General features: G+C 42.1%; 21 protein-coding genes. All 21 read left to right on the top strand.

What is annotated here, in order from left to right; translation table 11 throughout:
* Nucleotides 1-59: 59 nt before the first annotated feature.
* A complete protein-coding gene (locus CJ305_RS17895; RefSeq protein WP_099647670.1) occupies nt 60-269 on the top strand; it encodes a hypothetical protein in 210 nt (69 codons plus the stop codon).
* Nucleotides 253-891 carry a hypothetical protein gene (locus tag CJ305_RS17890; RefSeq protein WP_099647669.1) on the top strand — a complete coding sequence of 213 codons (639 nt, stop codon included), beginning with the start codon at nt 253-255 and terminating at the stop codon, nt 889-891. Before CJ305_RS17895 ends, CJ305_RS17890 begins: the two co-directional genes overlap by 17 nt.
* Nucleotides 881-1,093 (top strand): hypothetical protein, encoded by a 213-nt coding sequence (locus tag CJ305_RS17885; protein WP_099647668.1) that lies wholly within the window; start codon nt 881-883, stop codon nt 1,091-1,093. The genes CJ305_RS17890 and CJ305_RS17885 overlap by 11 nt, the downstream gene beginning before the upstream one ends.
* 23 nt (nt 1,094-1,116) lie before the next feature.
* Entirely contained in the window at nt 1,117-1,356 is a 240-nt protein-coding gene (locus tag CJ305_RS17880; RefSeq protein WP_099647667.1) for a hypothetical protein, read from the top strand.
* Between the two features lie 23 nt (nt 1,357-1,379).
* Nucleotides 1,380-1,907: a hypothetical protein gene (locus tag CJ305_RS17875; protein ID WP_099647666.1), complete on the top strand. Its 528-nt coding sequence runs from the start codon at nt 1,380-1,382 to the stop codon at nt 1,905-1,907.
* Nucleotides 1,908-1,909: 2 nt separating this feature from the next.
* Complete coding sequence (locus CJ305_RS17870; protein ID WP_099647665.1) at nt 1,910-4,471, top strand: DNA methyltransferase; 2,562 nt, start codon at nt 1,910-1,912, stop codon at nt 4,469-4,471.
* A 22-nt stretch (nt 4,472-4,493) separates the two neighbouring features.
* Nucleotides 4,494-6,185, top strand: coding sequence for a DEAD/DEAH box helicase (locus CJ305_RS17865; protein ID WP_099647664.1), 1,692 nt, complete (start codon nt 4,494-4,496; stop codon nt 6,183-6,185).
* Entirely contained in the window at nt 6,182-7,378 is a 1,197-nt protein-coding gene (locus CJ305_RS17860; protein WP_099647663.1) for a phosphoadenosine phosphosulfate reductase domain-containing protein, read from the top strand. Before CJ305_RS17865 ends, CJ305_RS17860 begins: the two co-directional genes overlap by 4 nt.
* A 10-nt stretch (nt 7,379-7,388) precedes the next feature.
* Nucleotides 7,389-8,087 (top strand): DUF7833 domain-containing protein, encoded by a 699-nt coding sequence (locus tag CJ305_RS17855; RefSeq protein ID WP_143469415.1) that lies wholly within the window; start codon nt 7,389-7,391, stop codon nt 8,085-8,087.
* Complete coding sequence (gene dnaB / locus CJ305_RS17850) at nt 8,084-9,526, top strand: replicative DNA helicase (RefSeq protein WP_099647661.1); 1,443 nt, start codon at nt 8,084-8,086, stop codon at nt 9,524-9,526. Before CJ305_RS17855 ends, dnaB begins: the two co-directional genes overlap by 4 nt.
* A 10-nt stretch (nt 9,527-9,536) precedes the next feature.
* Nucleotides 9,537-9,950: a hypothetical protein gene (locus tag CJ305_RS17845; protein ID WP_099647660.1), complete on the top strand. Its 414-nt coding sequence runs from the start codon at nt 9,537-9,539 to the stop codon at nt 9,948-9,950.
* Nucleotides 9,951-9,991: 41 nt separating this feature from the next.
* Nucleotides 9,992-10,399: a hypothetical protein gene (locus CJ305_RS17840; RefSeq protein ID WP_099647659.1), complete on the top strand. Its 408-nt coding sequence runs from the start codon at nt 9,992-9,994 to the stop codon at nt 10,397-10,399.
* Nucleotides 10,380-11,615 (top strand): phage terminase large subunit, encoded by a 1,236-nt coding sequence (locus tag CJ305_RS17835; RefSeq protein WP_099647658.1) that lies wholly within the window; start codon nt 10,380-10,382, stop codon nt 11,613-11,615. The genes CJ305_RS17840 and CJ305_RS17835 overlap by 20 nt, the downstream gene beginning before the upstream one ends.
* Before the next feature lie 142 nt (nt 11,616-11,757).
* Nucleotides 11,758-12,315: a hypothetical protein gene (locus CJ305_RS17830; RefSeq protein WP_099647657.1), complete on the top strand. Its 558-nt coding sequence runs from the start codon at nt 11,758-11,760 to the stop codon at nt 12,313-12,315.
* Entirely contained in the window at nt 12,315-12,731 is a 417-nt protein-coding gene (locus CJ305_RS17825; RefSeq protein ID WP_099647656.1) for a hypothetical protein, read from the top strand. The genes CJ305_RS17830 and CJ305_RS17825 overlap by 1 nt, the downstream gene beginning before the upstream one ends.
* Nucleotide 12,732: 1 nt before the next feature.
* The gene (locus CJ305_RS17820; protein ID WP_099647655.1) at nt 12,733-13,020 is read left to right on the top strand and encodes a hypothetical protein; all 288 of its coding nucleotides are present in this window, start codon (nt 12,733-12,735) and stop codon (nt 13,018-13,020) included.
* On the top strand, nt 13,021-13,485 hold the full coding sequence (locus CJ305_RS17815; RefSeq protein WP_099647654.1) for a hypothetical protein: 465 nt from the start codon (nt 13,021-13,023) through the stop codon (nt 13,483-13,485).
* Nucleotides 13,485-14,615: a hypothetical protein gene (locus tag CJ305_RS17810; protein WP_099647653.1), complete on the top strand. Its 1,131-nt coding sequence runs from the start codon at nt 13,485-13,487 to the stop codon at nt 14,613-14,615. The genes CJ305_RS17815 and CJ305_RS17810 overlap by 1 nt, the downstream gene beginning before the upstream one ends.
* The gene (locus CJ305_RS17805) at nt 14,615-17,200 is read left to right on the top strand and encodes a PKD domain-containing protein (protein WP_099647652.1); all 2,586 of its coding nucleotides are present in this window, start codon (nt 14,615-14,617) and stop codon (nt 17,198-17,200) included. Before CJ305_RS17810 ends, CJ305_RS17805 begins: the two co-directional genes overlap by 1 nt.
* A 26-nt stretch (nt 17,201-17,226) precedes the next feature.
* The gene (locus tag CJ305_RS17800) at nt 17,227-19,986 is read left to right on the top strand and encodes a coiled-coil domain-containing protein (RefSeq protein ID WP_143469414.1); all 2,760 of its coding nucleotides are present in this window, start codon (nt 17,227-17,229) and stop codon (nt 19,984-19,986) included.
* 256 nt (nt 19,987-20,242) lie between these two features.
* On the top strand, nt 20,243-20,497 hold the full coding sequence (locus CJ305_RS17790) for a hypothetical protein (RefSeq protein WP_099647649.1): 255 nt from the start codon (nt 20,243-20,245) through the stop codon (nt 20,495-20,497).
* The last annotated feature ends 76 nt before the right edge of the window (nt 20,498-20,573 follow it).

Here is a 20,573-nt window from a genome sequence, read left to right as displayed (position 1 = left end):
GTTCACCGGTAAAGCTCAATACCCACGAGATCGATACCCAAAGCAAGTACAAAAACCAAATGCAATTCAGTCCTGAAGAAATAGAAAAACTCAAAACAATGATGCTCTTCCTGATCAGGCGAAAGTCAAACGAATCAGCCGGGCATTGTGGTTTTCACCTTAAGGAACTTGAACCCATCCTTCAGCAACTGGTCGATGAAGGTAAAGTGGAATTAAGACCAACAATTAATAACAACAAATACTTTTTACCTAATGGAAATTCACGTTAAATCAGCAGAAATCCGAAGCAGACTATTCCTGAAATGGAGTTATGAAGATCATCAACCAGGTCGCAAAGACAGTATCAAAGCAGACAGTGATGCACCTATTCACGAAGATCTGCACAATGCCTTTCAAGCCCTATTGCCCCACCTCCTACTGCTCACTGAACAAAAGCAAAAGCCTGATGTGGTGAAGCAACTGGACCTTGACAAACCTTTACCCGAAGAGATCACCAACAAGTTTAAGGTGACCGGCTTTTCAACCGAAGAAAAGAACGGTGAAATCTTTGTCAAAATCACCGGTGTACGTCATTTGAATACCGGAAAGAACCTGGCACTTACAATGCCTAGTACAGGCCGCGGCAGCAAAGAAAATGAATACGAGTTCTTTGACAAGATGATTGATGCCGTTGAAACGATCAAAGCCGAAGTAGTTGCCTTTATGGACGGTAAGCAAGCGGAACGTGCTCAGCCTGAGATCGGCTTTGATGATGAGGAGTTTGAGCCTGAAGAAAGTGAGGCAGAAAGTGATGCCGCTATGGATGCAAAAGAAAGCTTCAAGAAACTGAAAAAAGACTTGAAGAAAAAAGGAATGTCAATCGAGGTAACAACTTCATCAGATGCCGCTTAATAAAGTTTGGAACGTGCCAAAGGGAAAGTGGTTGAATCTGGAAAGGTTGCGATCACTTTCTGCGGTGCGTTGTCATCCCCACTTTGATAAGCTAAATGCTGATCAACGGGCAAAAATGGTCATTGAAGACTATAACGCGCTTGACAATAGAAGACCTGAGCCATCGCTTACCATCGCAGAATACATTAAACAGAATCAATAAATAATCACTTAAAGCAAACAATTATGTTATTACCATTATTCGCAAAAGCAATTGGCTTTGACAAGTCCCTAGATGAACTTGAAGACGCTATAAAACAACATCGTATCAACCCTACTCAAGAAACCAGAGAAAAGATTGCTGGATATGCGGCTTTAGTCACAGTTGCCAATGATATAGAAGGAAAGTCCTATGATGATATCGCAGAAATTAGCAAGGATATGGATTCCGCTAAATCTTTTTTAAGCAGATTGAAAAGCAATTAATCAGAATCAAATAATCACAGACAATGACACTAGCATTTAGTCAAAAATTAAACGATAAGCCAACCTATTTTGTAGAAAAGATATGGGAAGGTTTTTTAAGATCAGACCAATTTCAAGATTGTGACGAAACATATCATAGATATATGCGAGCACATAAAGTCTTATTTGGTAAACATTGGGATTGGATTCCTGAAAAAGAACCACGAATGAAATCTGGTAAACTCCACACCATTCGTAGAGATGAAAAGGACCGCTGGAAAGCAGGAAATAAAATTCATTTTGTGATCAATAACCGCACCGCCGATCGTTTTCAGTTTGCACCGGTAGCTGAGTGTAAAGCGATTCAATATATCGAGATATCATACGATGAATTACTATGTGAAAAGTTCAGTTCTGAGCCTGCCGTATTTGTTGATGGTGAACCCTTAAACATTAGTCAAATTGAAGAACTAGCTATAAATGATGGATTTAAAAATACCATGGAATTCTTTCAATACTTTGACAATGACTTCTCAGGAAAGATAATCCACTGGACCGATTTAATTTATTAGCAATGAACTACACAGACTTTTTAAAATCAAAGATCAAGCTGGCGCAAAAAGAAGGTGTTGACCTTGAAGTAAGCAAGATCAACCCGGCATTAAAGCCACACAATCAGCTCATGGTAAAATGGCTGGTTGAAGGTGGTCGACGTGCTTGCTTCGCTTCCTTTGGTCTTCATAAGACCGTGACTCAACTTGAAGCCGTTCGTATAGTTCTCGAGAACACCGGTGGCAGTGGCTTGATCATTTGTCCGCTTTCCGTTCGTGCAGAATTTATCAGAGATGCAAAGGAGCGTTTAGGATGGTCAAACCTTCCTAAGTTCATTCGCCGCAATTCAGAAATGAATGGTGACGGTATCTACCTGACCAACTACGAAAGCGTTCGTGACGGCAAACTGGACCCGACTGTGTTTGAAGTGGCCAGTCTCGATGAAGCTTCCGTATTGCGTGGCCTTGGTGGTTCTAAAACCTTCAGAGAGTTTATGCGAATCTTTACTGGTGATGGTGGTCCTAACGGAAACCGCCGCGGCGCTGAAGGTGTAAAATATCGTTTTGTAGCAACCGCTACCCCATCCCCTAATGATTACATTGAACTACTCGCTTACGCTGATTTCTTGGGTGTGATGGATGTATCCCAGGCAAAGACACGATTCTTTAAAAGAGACAGTACCAAAGCCGATAAGCTTACGATTCACGCGCACAAAGAAGAAGAGTTCTGGATGTGGGTTTCAAGCTGGGCGATATTTGTTTCCAAACCTTCAGACCTTACCGGTGATCCTAAAGATGATGAAGGCTACATTCTGCCACCTCTTGAAGTAATATGGCACGAGATTCCAACAGATCACACAAAGGCCGGTTATGAGAAAGACGGCCAGCAACGTATGTTCAAGAATGCTGCTTTCGGTCTTAGCGAAGCTGCACGGGAAAAACGCGAAACAGTTGATGCACGTGTGGCCAAGTTGATGGAACTGCGAGAGCTATCACCGGAAGCTCATCGCATCCTTTGGCACGACACGGAAGCCGAACGCAAAGCGATCGCGAAAGCAATACCATCAGTGGCCAGTGTGTACGGTTCGCAAAAGCTTGAACTGCGGGAAGATCTCATTCGCGGCTTTAGCGATGGTGAGATTCAGGAACTAAGCACAAAGCCGGTGATTGCCGGTAGCGGTTGCAACCTGCAAAGGCATTGCAACTGGGCTATTTATTTAGGCATTGGCTACAAGTTCAATGACTTCATCCAGTCTATTCACCGTATTCAGCGATTTGGTCAACCACACGCAGTGCGTATTGATCTGATATATACCGAAGCGGAACGCAAGATCAGAAAGGACCTGGAACGAAAATGGTCACAACACAACAAAATGGTTAAGAAAATGACAGACATCATTAAAAAATACGGATTGAGCCATCAGGAAATGGCTAAGGTACTCACTCGAAATATGGGCGTAGAACGCATCGAAATCAAAGAGCGAAGGTATCGCCTCATCAATAACGATAACGTGCCGGAAACTAAAGCAATGAAGGAAAACAGCGTGGGATTGATACACACCTCCATTCCCTTCAGCATGCAATACGAGTACACGCCCAACTATTCAGACTTTGGCCATTCCGAAAGTAATGAAGAGTTTTTCAGGCAAATGGATTTTTTAACGCCTGAATTGCTGAGAGTTCTTAAACCTGGTCGCATTGCTGCAATACATGTAAAAGATCGCATCATTCCTGGTGGCCTTAACGGACTTGGGTTTCAAACGGTTTATCCGTTTCATCTGGATACCATTCAGCACTTCACTAAGCACGGCTTTGCCTATATGGGTATGAAAACAATTGTGACCGATGTGGTTCGCGAAAACAATCAAACCTATCGATTAGGATGGACTGAGCAATGTAAAGACGGTACCAAGATGGGTGTGGGAATGCCGGAGTATCTTTTGTTATTCCGAAAGCCTCAAACATCAACTGATAAGAGTTACGCCGATGAACCGGTCGTAAAAGATAAAGGCAAATACTCACGTGCTCGTTGGCAGGTGGATGCTCACGGTTTTACAAGATCATCGGGCAATCGACTTCTGGTACCGGAAGAACTGGCCAAGCTTGATCACAAAGGTATATTCCAAACCTTCAAAAAGAATAGCCTTGACACGATCTACAATTATGAGCATCACGTCAAGATTGGTGAAAAACTAGATGCATCTGGCAAACTTCCAACCTCCTTTATGCTCCTACAACCTCAAAGCTGGAGCGATGAAGTATGGGCCGATGTAACACGTATGCTAACGCTTAACGGTTCACAATGGAGCAAAGGCAAAGAAATGCACTTGTGTCCGCTTCAGTTCGATATTGTGGACCGTACCATTACCCAGTTCAGCAATGAAGGTGATGTGGTGTATGATCCTTTTGGAGGTCTAATGACTGTACCCTACCGAGCTATACTTCTTAACCGATTTGGATTAGGTTGTGAATTAAACAACGGTTATTTCTTGGATGGTGCAACCTACTGCAAAGCAATGCAGGAAGAAATGGATATGCCTACGCTTTTTGATATGCTCAAAGAGCCGGAACAGGCTTCCGCTTAACTATTATCTAATATAATATATTATGCAAATAGTTCAATACAGCACAGAATTTAGGGTAAATATACCGCACGGCCCCTACCGCAAGGTATTTGAAACCTGTATCAAAAAGATTGAAGGACATTCATTCCACTATCAAGATAAGAACTGGGTATTGCCACTTAACCAATCCCACAATTTGATCAAGCTTTATCAGTGGATCAAAAAGAAATTTCCAAAGGCAAAGGTTGAACATTTTATAGTCGATGATGTTACACCTCAAGAGATCGATAGCATTCCTGATCTGCCTCAGCTTGATCAGGAAGTTCCACTCTCACATCCTGATGGTCACGGCTTTCGCCCATATCAAAAACAAGGTGTAGCCCGTGGTCTTGAATTGAAACGCTATTTGAATGGTGACGAGCAAGGACTAGGAAAAACACTGCAAAGTATTGGCACCATTCACGGTGCAGCTTTACGTGGTGAAGTTGTATTCCCCTGCCTGGTGATTTGCCCGGCATCAACCAAGATCAACTGGAAACGCGAATGGGAAATGTGGACCGATCGCAAAGCAATGATTCTTGATAACAAGATCAAAGATACCTGGCAGCAATTTCACGCCGTAGGAATGGCAGATGTATTCATCGTGAACTACGAGAGCCTGAGAAAGTATTTCGTGCGTAGGATGCCACCTAAAGGCAGCGGATACACCTCTGCGGATATCATTATGGATGAGCGTATCAACCTGCTTAAAAGCGTGATCGTTGATGAATCTCATCGATGCAAGGACACCAAAACACAGCAAGCAAAATTCACGCTCAAGATTTGCCAGGGTAAGGAGCGCGTGATCCTGCTATCAGGAACGCCGGTTGTAAACAAACCTATTGATCTATTCCCACAGCTGGCCATAATGGGGCGCTTAAAAGAGTTTGGTGGTCGCAAGGGATATCTGTCTCGTTACTGCGAAGGTGGTCGCGGCGCTTCAAACCTTAAGGAACTCAACTACAAGCTGAACAAATACTGTTTTTTCAGAAGGGAAAAAAAGGAGGTTGCCAAAGATCTTCCTGAAAAACAAAGGCAAACCATCCTGTGTGATATCACTACCCGCAAGCAATACAATCAGGCTCGGGATCAGTTTGTCGAATACTTACGCGCGAATGGTGCAGATGATGCTGAAGTAGCCAAGAAGCTTCGCGGTGAGATAATGGTTAAGATGGGTGAACTCAAAAAGCTTTCAGCCTATGGCAAAATGAATGAAGCCAAAGAGTTTATCGAAGGTGTTTTGGATAGCGGCGAAAAGCTGATCGTGTTTGTGATTCACCACGCGATTGTAGATGAACTCAAAAAGAACTTTCCGGGAGCCGTGACAGTTACTGGTAGAGATTCTCAGGATCAAAAGCAATACGCGATCGATAGCTTCCAGAATGATGCTAACACCAATCTGATCATTTGTAACATCAAAGCTGCAGGTGTAGGTATTACGCTTACCGCCTCATCACGTGTATTGTTTATTGAATACCCGTGGACGTATGCAGACTGTGCCCAGTGTGAAGATCGTGCACACCGTATTGGTCAAAAGAACTCTGTGATGTGTACCTACCTCCTTGGCCAGAATACCATTGATGAAGAACTGTACAGAATGATTCAGGAAAAACGCCACACCGGAAACACCATCACCGGTGCCACTGATGAAATGAAAATGGAAATGATTAACAACGTAATGGACCTGTTTAAATGAAAGATCAACTCAACATATTTGGAACTGAAAAAATCAGCGTTGCTGAATCAATCGAGCTTACGATCGCAAGTATGATTGAATACGGATCACGTCATAAACATTGGGCTGCAGCTTGGTCCTGGGGAAAGGATAGCACAACAGTGGTGACCTTAATCACTCAGCTCATCACTACCGGCCAGATTCCAAAGCCTGAAACCTTTACAATATTCGCAGCTGATACCAGAATGGAACTACCACCACTTTGGCTATCTGCCCAGGTTCTTACAAAACAACTTGAGGAACGCGGTGTAAAAGTTAATGTGGTAACGGCACCAATGGATGATCGATTCCTTGTTTACATCCTTGGCCGTGGTGTGCCCCCACCTTCAAATACTTTCCGCTGGTGTACTGGTCAGATCAAGGTAGAACCAATGGAAGCCGCCTTGTCACAATTTCAACAGGAAAAGTCTGAGAAGATCTTAATGCTTACCGGTGTAAGATTGGGTGAGAGTTCAATTCGTGATCAAAGGATAAATGTCAGCTGCTCAAAGGATGGTGCTGAGTGTGGTCAAGGTTGGTACCAGACCGGTCTTCAAAATGATCTATGCGCAACACTCGCGCCTATTCTACACTGGCGAGTTTGTAATGTTTGGGATTGGCTTAAGGTTTTTGCTCCTATGCCAAAGTATGGTGGCTGGGATACATCAATACTTGCAGATGCTTACGGTGGTGAGGAAGCTGAAGAACTTAACGCGCGTACGGGATGCATAGGATGCCCCCTTGCTTCAAAAGATAAAGCACTCGACTACTTGATCAATATTCCAGATTGGAGCTATTTACAGCCTTTAAAAAGGCTTAAGCCTATCTACCGGGAAATGAAGAAACCACAGTACAGATTAAGGAAAGCTGGTGGCCAACGTAAAAAGGATGGAACCCTTGCTAAGAATCAACAGCGAATGGGTCCGTTGACACTTTCAGCAAGGTTAAAATTCTTCTACGAAATCATTGACATTCAAAACGAAATCAATGAACAAGCTGTCAATATTGGTAAGCCCAAAATATTCCTGATTAACTCAGCTGAAGGAAAACGCATCAAAGAACTGATAGCTGCTAAAACCTATCCAAATGGTTGGGACGGTACAGAGCCTAAAGCATCAAAGCCCCTGGATAAGATTTACAGTGATGGCAGTGTAATGAAAAGATTATTCTACTAAAAATATAAATATGTCACAATTAGGATACACTTGGTACCCCCAAGACTGGTGGACCTCTGAAACGTTTAAACGACTTAAAAGATTCCCTATGGTGCGCTATGCACTTAGGGAACTTTTTGACTTGATGTACAAGGAAGGTGAGCCCGTAGAAATGAATAGAGATTTTATCTATGACGATTACAATATCGAGCTATCTGATCTCGAATACCAAAAACTGATGGAATATATCGACGTTCAACCCAATGGAAAGTGGTGGATAAACAACATCAAAAAACGAATTTCTAAAGCTGAAGCTGCTCGTGAAAATGGTAAAAAAGGTGGCCGTCCAAAAAAACCCAAAAACCCAGAAAAAAAACCCAAGACAGAAACCCAAGAAACCCCTCTTTATAAAGAGAAAGAGAAAGAGAAAGTAAAAGAGAAACATGAAGTAGAAAATAAAGAAGGGGTTTTCAAAAACATCGACGCTTTAAAAAATGATTATCTCAACGATCAAAAACTGTGTAATGCGATAACCCAAACCTTGAAACTAAAATCACGTCACCAGCTCGAAGAATTACTCCGGGAATTCAATCAGCATTTAACCAGCACAGGATCCCATGCAAAATCCTGGAGCGATTACACATCACACTTCCTGAACTGGAACAGACGCAAAAAAGATATCGAGGTTAAAAATCAAGTTGGTTCCGGTTACAACGTACCCATCGGATGAAAGGAAAAATTCCACCACAGGCAAATGATCTGGAGCAGATAGTTCTGGGAGCAATGATGATCGATTCATCAGTCGTTGATGAAGTCCTGAGCATTATCAAAGCCAAGGTGTTTTATAAATCTCAACACCAGCAGATCTTTGAAGCCATTGAATCAATCTACCACCGTAGCGAAGCAATCGACCTTGTGACGGTTTCTGATGAACTCAAAAAGCAAAAAAAGTTAAGCGATATCGGCGGTGATTATTACCTGATCCAGCTTACGCAATTGGTTTCTTCATCAGCTCACACAGAATACCATTGCCGAATACTTCTGCAAAAATTCATTATGCGTGAATTGATCAGGAACTCATCCGCAGTGATTGAAAAAGCTTACGATGATGGCAGCGATTCTCTGGAACTTCTGGATAACGCTTATACGCACCTGAACGATGTTTCAAATCTGCTGATCAAAAACAAAGAGATCGACATTCGTGAACTCACAGTCGATCTGGTTGAATACGGCAAAAAGCTTTTCAACAATGAAATCAAACCCGGCATTGAAACACCAATCAGGCACCTTTCTGAAAAAATGGGAGGTTGGCGAGACGGTGAACTCATCATCATCGCTGCACGTCCCGGAATGGGAAAAACCGCTTTTGCATTGAAATCTGCCTGGCACGTTGCATTGAAGAAAATACCTGTAGCATTTTTCTCTTTGGAGATGGGAGCCAATCAACTCCTAAGCCGACTGTGGTCGATGGATTGCAAAATCGAAAACGACAAGTTCATCAAATCGGGTTTGAACGAGGTTGAACAAAACCGGGTGATCAGCAGAATGAACGAACTTGAAAAGATTCCGCTGTTCATCGATGATGATACCACGCTAACAATCCAGTCGCTTTCGGTTAAATGCAAAAAATGGAAAAAGGAAAAAGGCATCCGAATGGTTGTGGTTGATTATCTGCAGCTGATGGAAGGCAGCAACAAAAACCGTGAACAGGAAATCTCAAAGATTTCCAGAGGACTAAAGCTACTGGCCAAAGAATTGCAAATTCCTGTGATTGCTTTGTCTCAGCTTAGCCGATCGGTTGAACAACGTGGCGGTAATAAACGCCCATTGCTTTCTGACTTACGCGAATCAGGAGCAATCGAACAGGATGCTGACGTGGTGCAATTCATCTACCGTCCGGAGTATTACAATCAGGATACTTGGGATGATTATAATCAAGCACCTTGTGCCGGTGAAGCTGAATACATCATTGCTAAAAACCGAAACGGTGCACTTGTACGAAACCGAATGAAGTTTGAAGGCCGTTTCACGAATTTCAGCAACATCGATGATGCTGAGCCAATGGATGATTTTATTCCACCTCCACCAACACCGGCCACAACGAAACAGGCATTTGATGAACCAAGCTATCAACCAAATGCAGATGATGAAGACGATCTGCCATTCTAAAACCACAACGATGAAAAAATGGAACGCACTCGCATTGCGACAACTTGAAGCCAAAGGAATCAAAACAGATCTTGATCAACAGCCTAAACGCACCAATGTGCAAAAGATCAGCCACGAAAAGCGAAGCATCGAATTGGTTCTCTGGGCTATGAAGCGCGAAGGAAGTATTCCTGATTACCTACGGGAATTGCAATTCAGTGACGATCGCAAATTCCGATTTGATTGGGCTATTCCTGCCCTCAAGATAGCCATCGAGTATGAAGGCATATTTAGCGAAAAGAGTGGCCACACCACCATCAGCGGATACACCAAAGATTGCATCAAGTACAATCTGGCCACGCTTGAAGGCTGGAAAGTTTTGCGTTACACTGCCAAGAACTATGAAATGCTTGGAACTGATTTAAAAATTCTGATAAAAAAATAATATATTATATTACTTTTGTTTCGAGATGTTTCGTATAACCTATGGCCAGAGCAACTAAAATCGAGAAGGAAAAACGAATCAGACAATGCCAAAAATGGCTTATTGACTGCGAGACAGACACGGATATTCTCAAAAAGTGCCAATCCAAATGGGGCATTACCAGACGTCAAAGCGAGAATTATCTCAAGGATGCATACGATGGCTTTCGAAAGGATGAAGAGATTAAGATCGAAAGCAAACGAGCCCGAAGGATTGCCCGCCTTAACAAACTGATCAAGGATATGGATGATCAATATCGCAAAACTCCACAAGGAATGAATGCGATCGGCCGCATTGAAAAAATGATCATCAGGCTTGAAGGTTCCGAATCCCCAAGACAGCACCAGGTAGAAACCAAAACCGCAGATATTAAACCTACAAAGTTCATCAATGCCACAGCAGACCGTTGATATCGCCGTACTTCCACATCAGATGGAATTCATTGCTTCTAATGCTACCCATACGGGTATCGTTGGTGGTTTTGGCTCTGGTAAGTCAAAGGCTGGTACGATCAAGACGGTTGAAAAAAAGAAGGAATATCCAGGTATCAATGTGGCTTACTATCTTCCCACCTACCCGTTGATCAAGGATATTGCTTTCCCTAACTTCAAAGAATATCTTGATCAGCAAGGCATCCCTTACGTGCTTAACGAAACCGACAAGGAGTTCAGAACGCCGCTTGGTAAGATCATCCTTCGCTCGATGGATAAAGCCGATACGATCGTGGGTTATGAGGTTGGCTATTCGCTGATTGATGAGGCAGATATCCTACCCAAAAAGAAAATGCGTGACGTGTTTGTCAAGATTGCCGGGCGTAACAGAAAGCCGCTTCCTGATGGCGCTGTGAATTGCATTGATATGGTTTCCACTCCTGAAGGCTTTAAATTCCTGTATGATTTCTTTGTGCGCGATAACAAGCCTAACCGCAAGCTGATCAAGGCTAAGACCAAAGACAATCCATTCCTTCCAGAAAGCTACATCGAAACGCTGATGGATATCTACACTGAGCAGGAGCTTGAAGCCTATCTCAACGGTGAGTTTGTCAATCTGAATTCAGGTTCGGTTTATTACGCATTTGACCGTAAAGTCAATCACAGCGATCGGGAAATGAAACCAGGGGAAATACTGCACGTGGGAATGGACTTCAACATCACCAAGATGAGCGCGACTATTCGCGTTACTGATGGTCCGGTCTCAACCGCAGTGGCTGAAATTACAAATGCCTACGATACCGCAGATATGATCAGCATATTGAAAGAACGGTACTCAAAACATACGATTGTTGTTTATCCAGATGCATCAGGTAACGCACGTAATACAGCTGGTGAGAGTGATATCAAACTGCTCAAGAAAGCAAGATTCAAAGTGATTCACGCTCCTAAAAATCCAAGTGTACGCGATCGAATTACCACCGTGAACGGAAGCTTTAAGAATGCCAAAGGTGAGATCACAAACTTCATCAACACAAACAACTGCCCCGAACTAACAGAAGCTTACGAACGCCTACCCTACAAGAACGGAGTGCCAGACAAAGAAAGTGGATTTGATCACATCACAGACGGTGACGGCTATTGCGTTTATACGATCAAAAAGAAGACAAGTTTCACCAGAGCAAACGCAGGATAATTATGGAAAATCAATTAAGCAAATCGATTAAAAACTGGATAAATTCAAAAGGATTGAAAGTAAATTCCGGTTTATGTATAGATCAATTGTGCGATAATACTGCACATAAAATTATTACAGAAGGTTCTGATTTAGTAAGGGAATGATTTGGAATTTAGATAAAATATCAACTGGTGAATTTTTATTGTTGAATGATCAACAAGCTTTGCCCTATTGGTATTTACAGTCAATGTTCAACTTCACACCTAGGTTTGGAAATTTCAAGGCTAAACGATTGGGCGAATTAGAATTCGGTGAAATAGCAAATATCAAAAGTTCTATTACAAAAACTGATTTTGAACGTATTGTAGAGATTTTCACTTTGATATTCGGGATAAAGCGTTCACAGTTTATTAATGCTCCAGTTACCGATTTTTTAAACGCTATTGGTTGGCTAAGATTAAGTATTGAAGAATTAATCATAAAGGAATACAACGCACTCAAGTCAGACACTGATCCGGATATGCAAGCTGCAGGTGTTGAACGATTAAGTGTGTTTGCAGAAATGAATACACTCATCGGAATTGGCCAGCAGTACGGAAAAAGTCCTCAAGAGATTGAGACGTGGCCCTACAATATGGTTTTCACGCTGATGCTGCATAACAAGATCTTGAGCGAGGTGCAAAAGAACTATTCAGAAATCAAATCAAAAGCCAAGTAATGGACTTCAAAACCTTTCTCGAAAATACAGCCATTGCAAAAGGATGGCGATTCATTCACGCGAGACGTGACTACCAAAACCTGACGGATGTTCTTGAGTTCTTTAATCAGGAACTTGAAAGCTTTGAGGACAATGAGACAGGCATATTCTTAGACCCCGTCACCACCCAGCGTGAAGCAGATGGCATCAGATACACAGGCAGCTTTATGGTTCTTACTCACGCTGATCTTGATATGCCTTACGCTGAAAAGTATGACAAGTTTATCGTGCCAGCTAAGGAGTTCGTCAATCAGGAGCTTTGGAATAAGATGAAGTGTGATTTTGATGTTACCACTTGGACCACGATTGAAGTGATCAACATACACGATTTTAACGGGGACGGCGTATCCGTTCAGTTTAACCTTAAAGGATATTAGGATGGGATTTAGAAGAATAGGAGTTATAGGATTTGCTTTAGCTATGGCAGCAATGCAGGAAGATATGTTAATAACAGAACGTGGTTCAGTTGCTAAATCAATACCAGACTATAAACCTCAAAGAGTAAAGAATGATTATGGTAATCAAGGATTGAAAAAAATGATTGAGGATTATAAGCTTATTCAAAGAGGCGAATGCAAAAAAGGTGCTCGTAAGCAAGCAATGATTATTTCTAAAATCGAAGGATTTATTGCAAAAGGCTTAATTCATCAAAATGATCTTTCATAAATGACCAGTCAATCAGCCATACTTGAAAGGGAGTTTGAATCAATCAAACAGGATCTGATCGCAAAGCATATCGAACTGGGTATGCCGGCATCAGGAAACTGGGAGCGATCTCTTGTGGTTGATGTGCAAAGGTTAAAAGCAACGATCACCGGTGCACCTTACACCGAGCAGCTGGTCAACGGTAGAGAGCCTGGTAAGTTTCCACCTATCGCAGCGATACGCCAATGGATACTGGATAAACCTATTCCATTCTTAGGTAAGATCAAGTTAAGCAGCTTGGCATTCCTGATCGCCCGTAAGATTGCAAAGGAAGGCACCAATTATTTTAAGCAAGGCGGCACTGATCTGGTGGAAGCGGTGATCACTCCAGAGCGTATTCAAAGCATCATCGATAAGGTCAGCGAGTTTTATATCGATTCATTCACAACCCAAATCACAGGGTTTCTTAAAAAAATGGCAGCGTAATGGCAATATCATTCATCACATCACTACCTAAAGATCAGGTGCTCAATGCCTATAACAACAACGTCATTGAATTCTCATCTGATGTTGAAAAACCAAACATCAAAGCCATTATAACTATCGGCTCTTTGAACTTTGAATCGACACCATCACCAGCTGATGAGTATTATTTCAATTTTAAATCAATCATACAGGCATTGATCAACGCAAACTACTTTCAAGACCTGATCGAACCTGAAAACGAAAACACGATGGTTTATCCAGATGCTACGTTGTATCAGGAAATCACAGCAGATCTTTCCGTGGAGTTCGATGACGGTACCACAGACGATCAGAGCATCAATCTGGCATTCATTAAGGCAGTTGATCAGGAAGAAGCCTACAAGCGCAACACCATCAACCAGATTAACAATCAGATCGCTTTACTATTGCCTTTCATCCCAGATAGTAATCAGGACTACCATGCTACCTACTTTGAAGGTTATCCCTTTGATGTAGCAATCTATTCTGATGCTGATCGAGCAATTACGATTAATAACCGCGCCACCGGCATATCAGCAGAATTTCAAATCAACAAAGGCGTTAACCGGCTATTCCTTTCGGATGGTGACAATAATTTCAGTGTTGATGAGATCGTACCGCTTCAACCCGGCATTAACAAGCTTGACTTTTATATCGGTGAGACTTCAAAAGTCACATTGCACCTTACCAAGGCTGATTCCATTTGTGGCAGTTACTACAAGTGGTTTAATGATCAAGGTGGATGGTCCTATTTCCTATTTCACAAATACGATGAGACAGTAAACACCAAGTCAACGGAATCATTCTTTCAGGACTTTAAAAATCTCAACAATTCAGATGATCGATTTTTTGACTTAGGTCTTGAGGTTGAATATTCCGATAAGTATTTCACCGAAGGAATCAGCCAGAATGAAATGGCCCTCATAAAATCGCTGATGGAATCGCCTAAAGTTTATCGGTATCTCAATAAACAGTTCCAGACTGGTAAACGTACCGACTGGATCACTGAAAAGATCAAGCCGGGTAAGCTTAGAACCTTTAACCGCATCCGGAATACCTATGATGTAGTTATTGAAATTGAAAGACCTAAACAAAACCGAATCGTACTCTAATGGAAATACTCAAGCTTGACGGCTACATAGTGGACCTTGAACCAAAAAAAGTGGCTCAGACCTTGCAGATTAATGATCTGGCCGAGGTGCAAAACCGTCAGGCTAATTACACTAACCGGTTTACGCTACCTCCTACGCCTAAAAACGTTCAGGTGATGGATTACTTAGGCATTTCAGGGAATCAATCCTTGAAGCCTTACCAGCGTATTCCTGCAAAGCTAATCGTCGACGGTATCGAACTCATATCAAAAGGCTACGCTCAGATTAATGAAAGCGGAAAGGGCTATGATGTGGTTGTGTATGACGGCAACATAAACCTTTATGAAGCACTAAAGGGCCGCAGACTTGATCAGCTGAACTACAGCGACCTCAATCACTTCCTTTCTGAATCGGTTTACACCGGTTCTTTTGAAAATACGGAAGGATACATCTACGGCTTAGCAGACTTTGGAGTGAAGAAACCTTTTAGCCTTATTCGCATCGATTACCAGGCACCATCACTTTTCTTGCATACGGTTTGGGATAAGATTTTCACAGACCTTGGATTCACTTACGAGGGTGACATCTTTGAAAGCAACGATTTTAAAACCGAATTGATTGGTCCTGCTAACGGTTATGAAGTGAGCAATGAAAGTATAGTTACTGAGGACTTGGCCACTATGGAAAGCCTTAACGTTATTGATCGGAATGCCGCCACTAACGGCCCTCAATCATTTACTGATTCATTCAATTTTGGTTTTACCAATGTGAACGGTGATAAAATCAACATATTCAGCAATGCTGAGGCTACAATGAGATTCAACGGACGAATCAAAATTGATATTGGTTATACGCTTCAATTGAATGCCGGCAATGCATACATCAACATTTACAAAAATGACAAGGCCGTCAAAACTATTTACGGTACCACTGGTTCAAGCTATGAACCGGCAACACTATTTCTTGAAGTCAAGGATTTAGATACGATCAGCGCTAAACTAATATCAGCTACCCAGCCGGACATTGAAGAGTATGGACCCGATACTGAAAATGCTATTTGGTATCTCGATGTTACATCAACACTCAAGATGGAACTATCCGAGCAAATCGGAGGCCAGTTCATAGACTTTGCTACGCTGATGCCCGCAACCTCACAAATCGACTTTGTTAAAGATGTGATGCAGCGCTACGGCCTTATGTACACACAGGATCGCAACAGCAATAACTTTAAATTCATTCGATTTGAAAAGCTTTTGAACGATCGTGTAAATGCCGAGGACTGGTCAAATATGCTGGTTGATACCGGTACTGAACAATATTCATTCGGAGACTATGCTCGTTCAAACAAAATGGCCTATACCTATGAAAAGGATGTTCTTAATTTGGACTATGATGGTGAACTTATCGTCAATAATGAATTACTAAACTCTGAAAAAACACTCTTCACCAGTATCTTTAAAATTCGTCAGGCTTCATTGTTTCGATCATCTGAGCCCGTTTATTTACTTCCTATTTGGGAAGAGGTTGAAGACGATGGTGTGTTGATCATTCAACCGGCCAAGACAGAACTAAGCCTATTCCGTTTATTTAAAAAGCAATTGAGCACAAGCTATCAGCTTTTTGATAATGGTGCAATTGAAACTTTTACCGGTGAACTGCCAATTTTGTCACAAGACAACATCCAGTTCCAGTATTACATCAATAACTATTACAAAGCCTTTGGCAGATTGTTGGAGTGGCCAAAGAAACGTATATCAATTTTCAATTTGAGCCTGATTGATATTTACAATATTGATTTTCTAAGATTGAAATACATCAAGCAGCTTGGCCAGTATTACTATCTGAACAAAGTAAACAATTATCAGAATGGCAAAACAACATCTTGTGAACTGATACAGGTTGTAGGTACATCAAGAAACTCACCACCAACACAGCTTGGAACTTATAGCACATTCATTGGCCATGGATCATCTTTCAATCCGTCACTGATATTCTTTACTGAGCGTACCACACCCAAATACTTTGATCCGGAATATGATCAACCGGAAATGATCAAGATCCTAGGTGGCTTCGCGCCTAACGTTCAGGTTTTACTTGATGGAGTTGAGCAAACTGAAGAGTTTGAATTTGATGCGAATAACTACGCGCTTTCATTCATTGACCTTGAGAACGACAAAGAGGCTCACAGCTTCACGTTCCCGTTCAAAATCAAGTCATTCAATTCTGATCAATATTCAGATGTAACTGGTGAGCTCCGGATAAATGTTCGCGCCAAGGTATTGATTGCACCATCGGCTGATGCTGGTCCAGATACAACATACACCTATGATCAACTTGACACAACACCTGATCCCGATAAAAAGTCTTTTATACTTGATGGTACCGGTAGCACAGACAATGAAACTATAACAACCTATGCCTGGACATTGATCAGTCAACCTTCAGGAAGTGATATCACCATATTCAATGCAAACCTTCAATCTGCTTATGTAGAAGTATTGGATAATGGTTCCCAATATGGAGCATACACATTTGAACTTACAGTCACAGACAACGATGATCTAACCGACACAGATCAGGTAACCATAACCATAAATCCAGTATAATGGCAGATAAAATTAAAATCTTTGAATTGGACATAGACGTCGATGCGGCTATTCAATCAAACTCAGAATTAGCGAAGTCTCTTGAAGTCACAAAGAGCCAACTTGACGCGCTTAAAAAGTCTGGTGATACGAGCTCTGCCACCTACGTGGAACTTGAAGCCACTTACAAGTCTTTGAGATCAGAATACAATAGCAGCCAACGTCAGATCGGAAAAATGTTGGAGCTTCAAGGTAAAGAGATCAAGACTGTGCAGGAAGGCCGTAATGCTTTAAGTGTTCTTAATCGGGAATGGGCGAAGCAAGCTTCACTTTATGGTGAGAATTCAGAGCAAGCTGATGAACTGGCTAAGCGTACTAAAGAAGTACGGGAACGAGTTAAGGAACTTGAAAAAGGTGTCGGTGACAATACGCGCAATGTGGGTAATTATGCCGAAGGTATGAAAGAAGCCATCGGCCAGTCCACGATTTTTGGCCGTGCTCAATCCTTTGTAACTGATATTATGAATGTGGCTAAGCCTGTATTCAAAGCAATTCGTTCAGAGTTGTCAGGAGTTGCAGCAGGTTACCGTACTGGTATGGCTGAAGCTCGCGCCTATTCTGGTACTCAAAAGGCCGCAGCTGTGAGTACTACCCTTGTTAATTCTGCTTTAAAACTAATGCGTATCGCATTAATCAGTACCGGTATCGGTGCAATTATCGTGCTTATTGGTTCGCTCGTTGCCTGGTTCTCTAAAACTCAGAAAGGTATTGATCTGGTCAATAAAGCTCTTGCAGGTCTGGGAGCATTCTTTGACGTGGTAATCGATCGCCTTTCCAAGTTTGGCGGTGCTATTGTGAAGTTGATATCTGGTGATCTTACAGGATTCTTTAACGATGCCAAGGAAGCAGCTTCAGGTTTTGGTGATGAGATCGCACGCGAAGTACAACTGGCCATTAAACTTGAAGAGGTATTTCAAGCTGTAGAAAAAGCTGAGATAAATCTTGACATCAGAAGATCTGCTGCCAATGCACGTCTTAAAGAACTTAATCTGACGATTGAGGATATCACTAAATCAGAACAAGAGCGATTGAAAGCCGCTCAGGAATTTGCCCGAATAGAATCTGCTCTTGTTGATGAAGAAGTCAAAAATCAAGAACGTAAAGTTGCTGGTTTATTAGGATTCACAGTCGTTACAGAAAATGTGCGCGATATTATAAAACAGATTGGTCAGGAAGGTGTTTCACTTGATCAGCTTGGTCTTAGTGAATCAACTATCGAAGATGCTAAAGAGTTTCGTGATGAGATAAGTAAGCTTTTTGATTTACAGACTCGTTCGTTTGAAGTGCAGACAACCAACCAGAATAAGCTTAATACTATCACAGAGCAGGTTCGAAGACAACAAGAAGCAGCGGCCAAGGAGGCAGAAGCCCGAAGGAAGAAAGCTATTGACGATGCGATCAAAGAGCAAAAGGTTCGCCTGGATATATTCATCGAGCAGAACGCGGCTGAAACCAAATCACTAGAAGAAAGCCTAAAGAATAATGAGTTCGTTCGTGATGAGCGCCTTAAGATACTTGATGAAGAGCTCAAAGCCGGGAAGAAAACCCAAAGCGAAGCCGAACTGGAACGCCTCAAGATCAAAAAGGAATTTCTTGATGAGCAGAAAGAACTGGTCGTTTCATTTGCTGAAGAAGAACTGGCGATATTCAAGAGCGCTAATCAATCCCGTATAGAAGAAAACCAACTTCTTAATGAAGCCTTGGTATCTCAAGAGGTTGACCGCTTACAGGCCATAGCCGAAAAGGAGCGCGAATTTCAAGCTGAACGCCTTGAACAAGGTGTTATTTCAGAACGAGAGTACAATGAGGCAATTAAATCGATTAATGATGAGTACAGAGCGGCTAAGACCGAAATAGAAAACCAACTCAAAGAGCAGCAGCTTGAACAGGAAGCTATTGAATTTGAGAATGCCCAGGCATTACGTGTTGAGCGTGATGGACTAATCTTTGAAGCGAAGCTGGCGCAGCTTGAACGCGATCGTCAGGTGGAAGTCAGAGCAGCTGAAAAGGTTGGTGCAGACATCACGCAGGTCGATGCAAAGTTCGCTGCACTACGTGAACAAATAAAACAACAGGAAGCTGATTCCAAACTTCAGACTCAACAAGAGTTATTTGGTGGTATTGCTCAACTCTTAGGCCAAGAGACGATCGCAGGTAAAGCCGCAGGTATCGCAGCTGCCACTATAAACACCTATCAGGGTGTGGCTCAGGTTTGGCGTGCACCATCTGTATTACCTGAACCACTTGGAACTGCTCAGAAGGTTGTGAGTACCGGAATTGTTTTAGGATCTGGTCTTTCGGCTGTCAAGAAAATCGCATCTACTAACGTCAACGTACCGAAAGCTGAGAAAGGTGGTGTGTTTGATATTGGTGGTAAACGCCATGCTGCAGGTGGAACTAAATTTTGGGGCGAAGACGGTACCCAGTTTGAAGCGGAACAAGGTGAAATGCTTTTAGTTCTCAATCGAAATGCAGCTTTCGCAATGAATGGCCTTAATAAACTATATCCGGCCGGCGGTCGCAGATCAGGAAACTACTTCGCCGATGGTGGTATCGTTCAACGTTCCATTTCTGCAAATCAAGGAGGCGCACCGGTAACCATTAAAACCGAAAGCATCGACTATGATCGTTTTGCTCAGGCTACATCGGATGCAGTAAGACAACTGCCACCGCCGATAACCGATGTAAAAGACGTAATCAACCAGGTAACTAATTATAATCAAGTGGTCAATGGGGCAAATATCTAACATAGTACAGGGATGGGGTAAGTACTTTAAAGGCAAGGTATCTGATCTCGAGAAAGAACGTGCAAAAGAGTGTGAGAAATGTCTGGATGCAAAGGTGGGCAGTTACGAAAAGTTTATGCCGGATACCTCTTTGAAAAAAGTACAGGGCCTCAAGTGTGACATTTGTAAGTGTCCCCTATCTGCTAAACTCAGGAGCAAAAATGAATCTTGTCCGAAAGGTAAATGGTAACTAAAAAGTAATATATTGTATTACTAAATGGCAAACTACGATCTCATATCAAAGCTTGAAAAGCTTGACTACTTCAACAGTCTTCTAAAAGGCGGTATCATTCCGGTGAACTGGATTGACTATAAAGTGATCTATGAATGGTACCTGAATGAGTTGAAGCGTTTGTCACCATCCGGAAAGCCAACTCCAAAAATTAAACGCCAGGCTAAAAGTAACACCGCGGAAGAGTACTCGATCAGTGAAAGAAGTATTTACCTGATTATTAAAAAGATGAAAGAATAATTTTTTTAATCACCTTTTTTTATTCTTAAACATATTCTTTATTTCAAATTCCATTTCAGCTTGTTCTATTTTTTTT

Source organism: Leeuwenhoekiella nanhaiensis, from assembly GCF_002744755.1.
GTDB classification, from domain to species: domain Bacteria; phylum Bacteroidota; class Bacteroidia; order Flavobacteriales; family Flavobacteriaceae; genus Leeuwenhoekiella; species Leeuwenhoekiella nanhaiensis.
The sequence above is the reverse complement of the archived record's forward strand: the minus strand, read 5'-3'. Positions and strand labels throughout refer to the sequence as shown.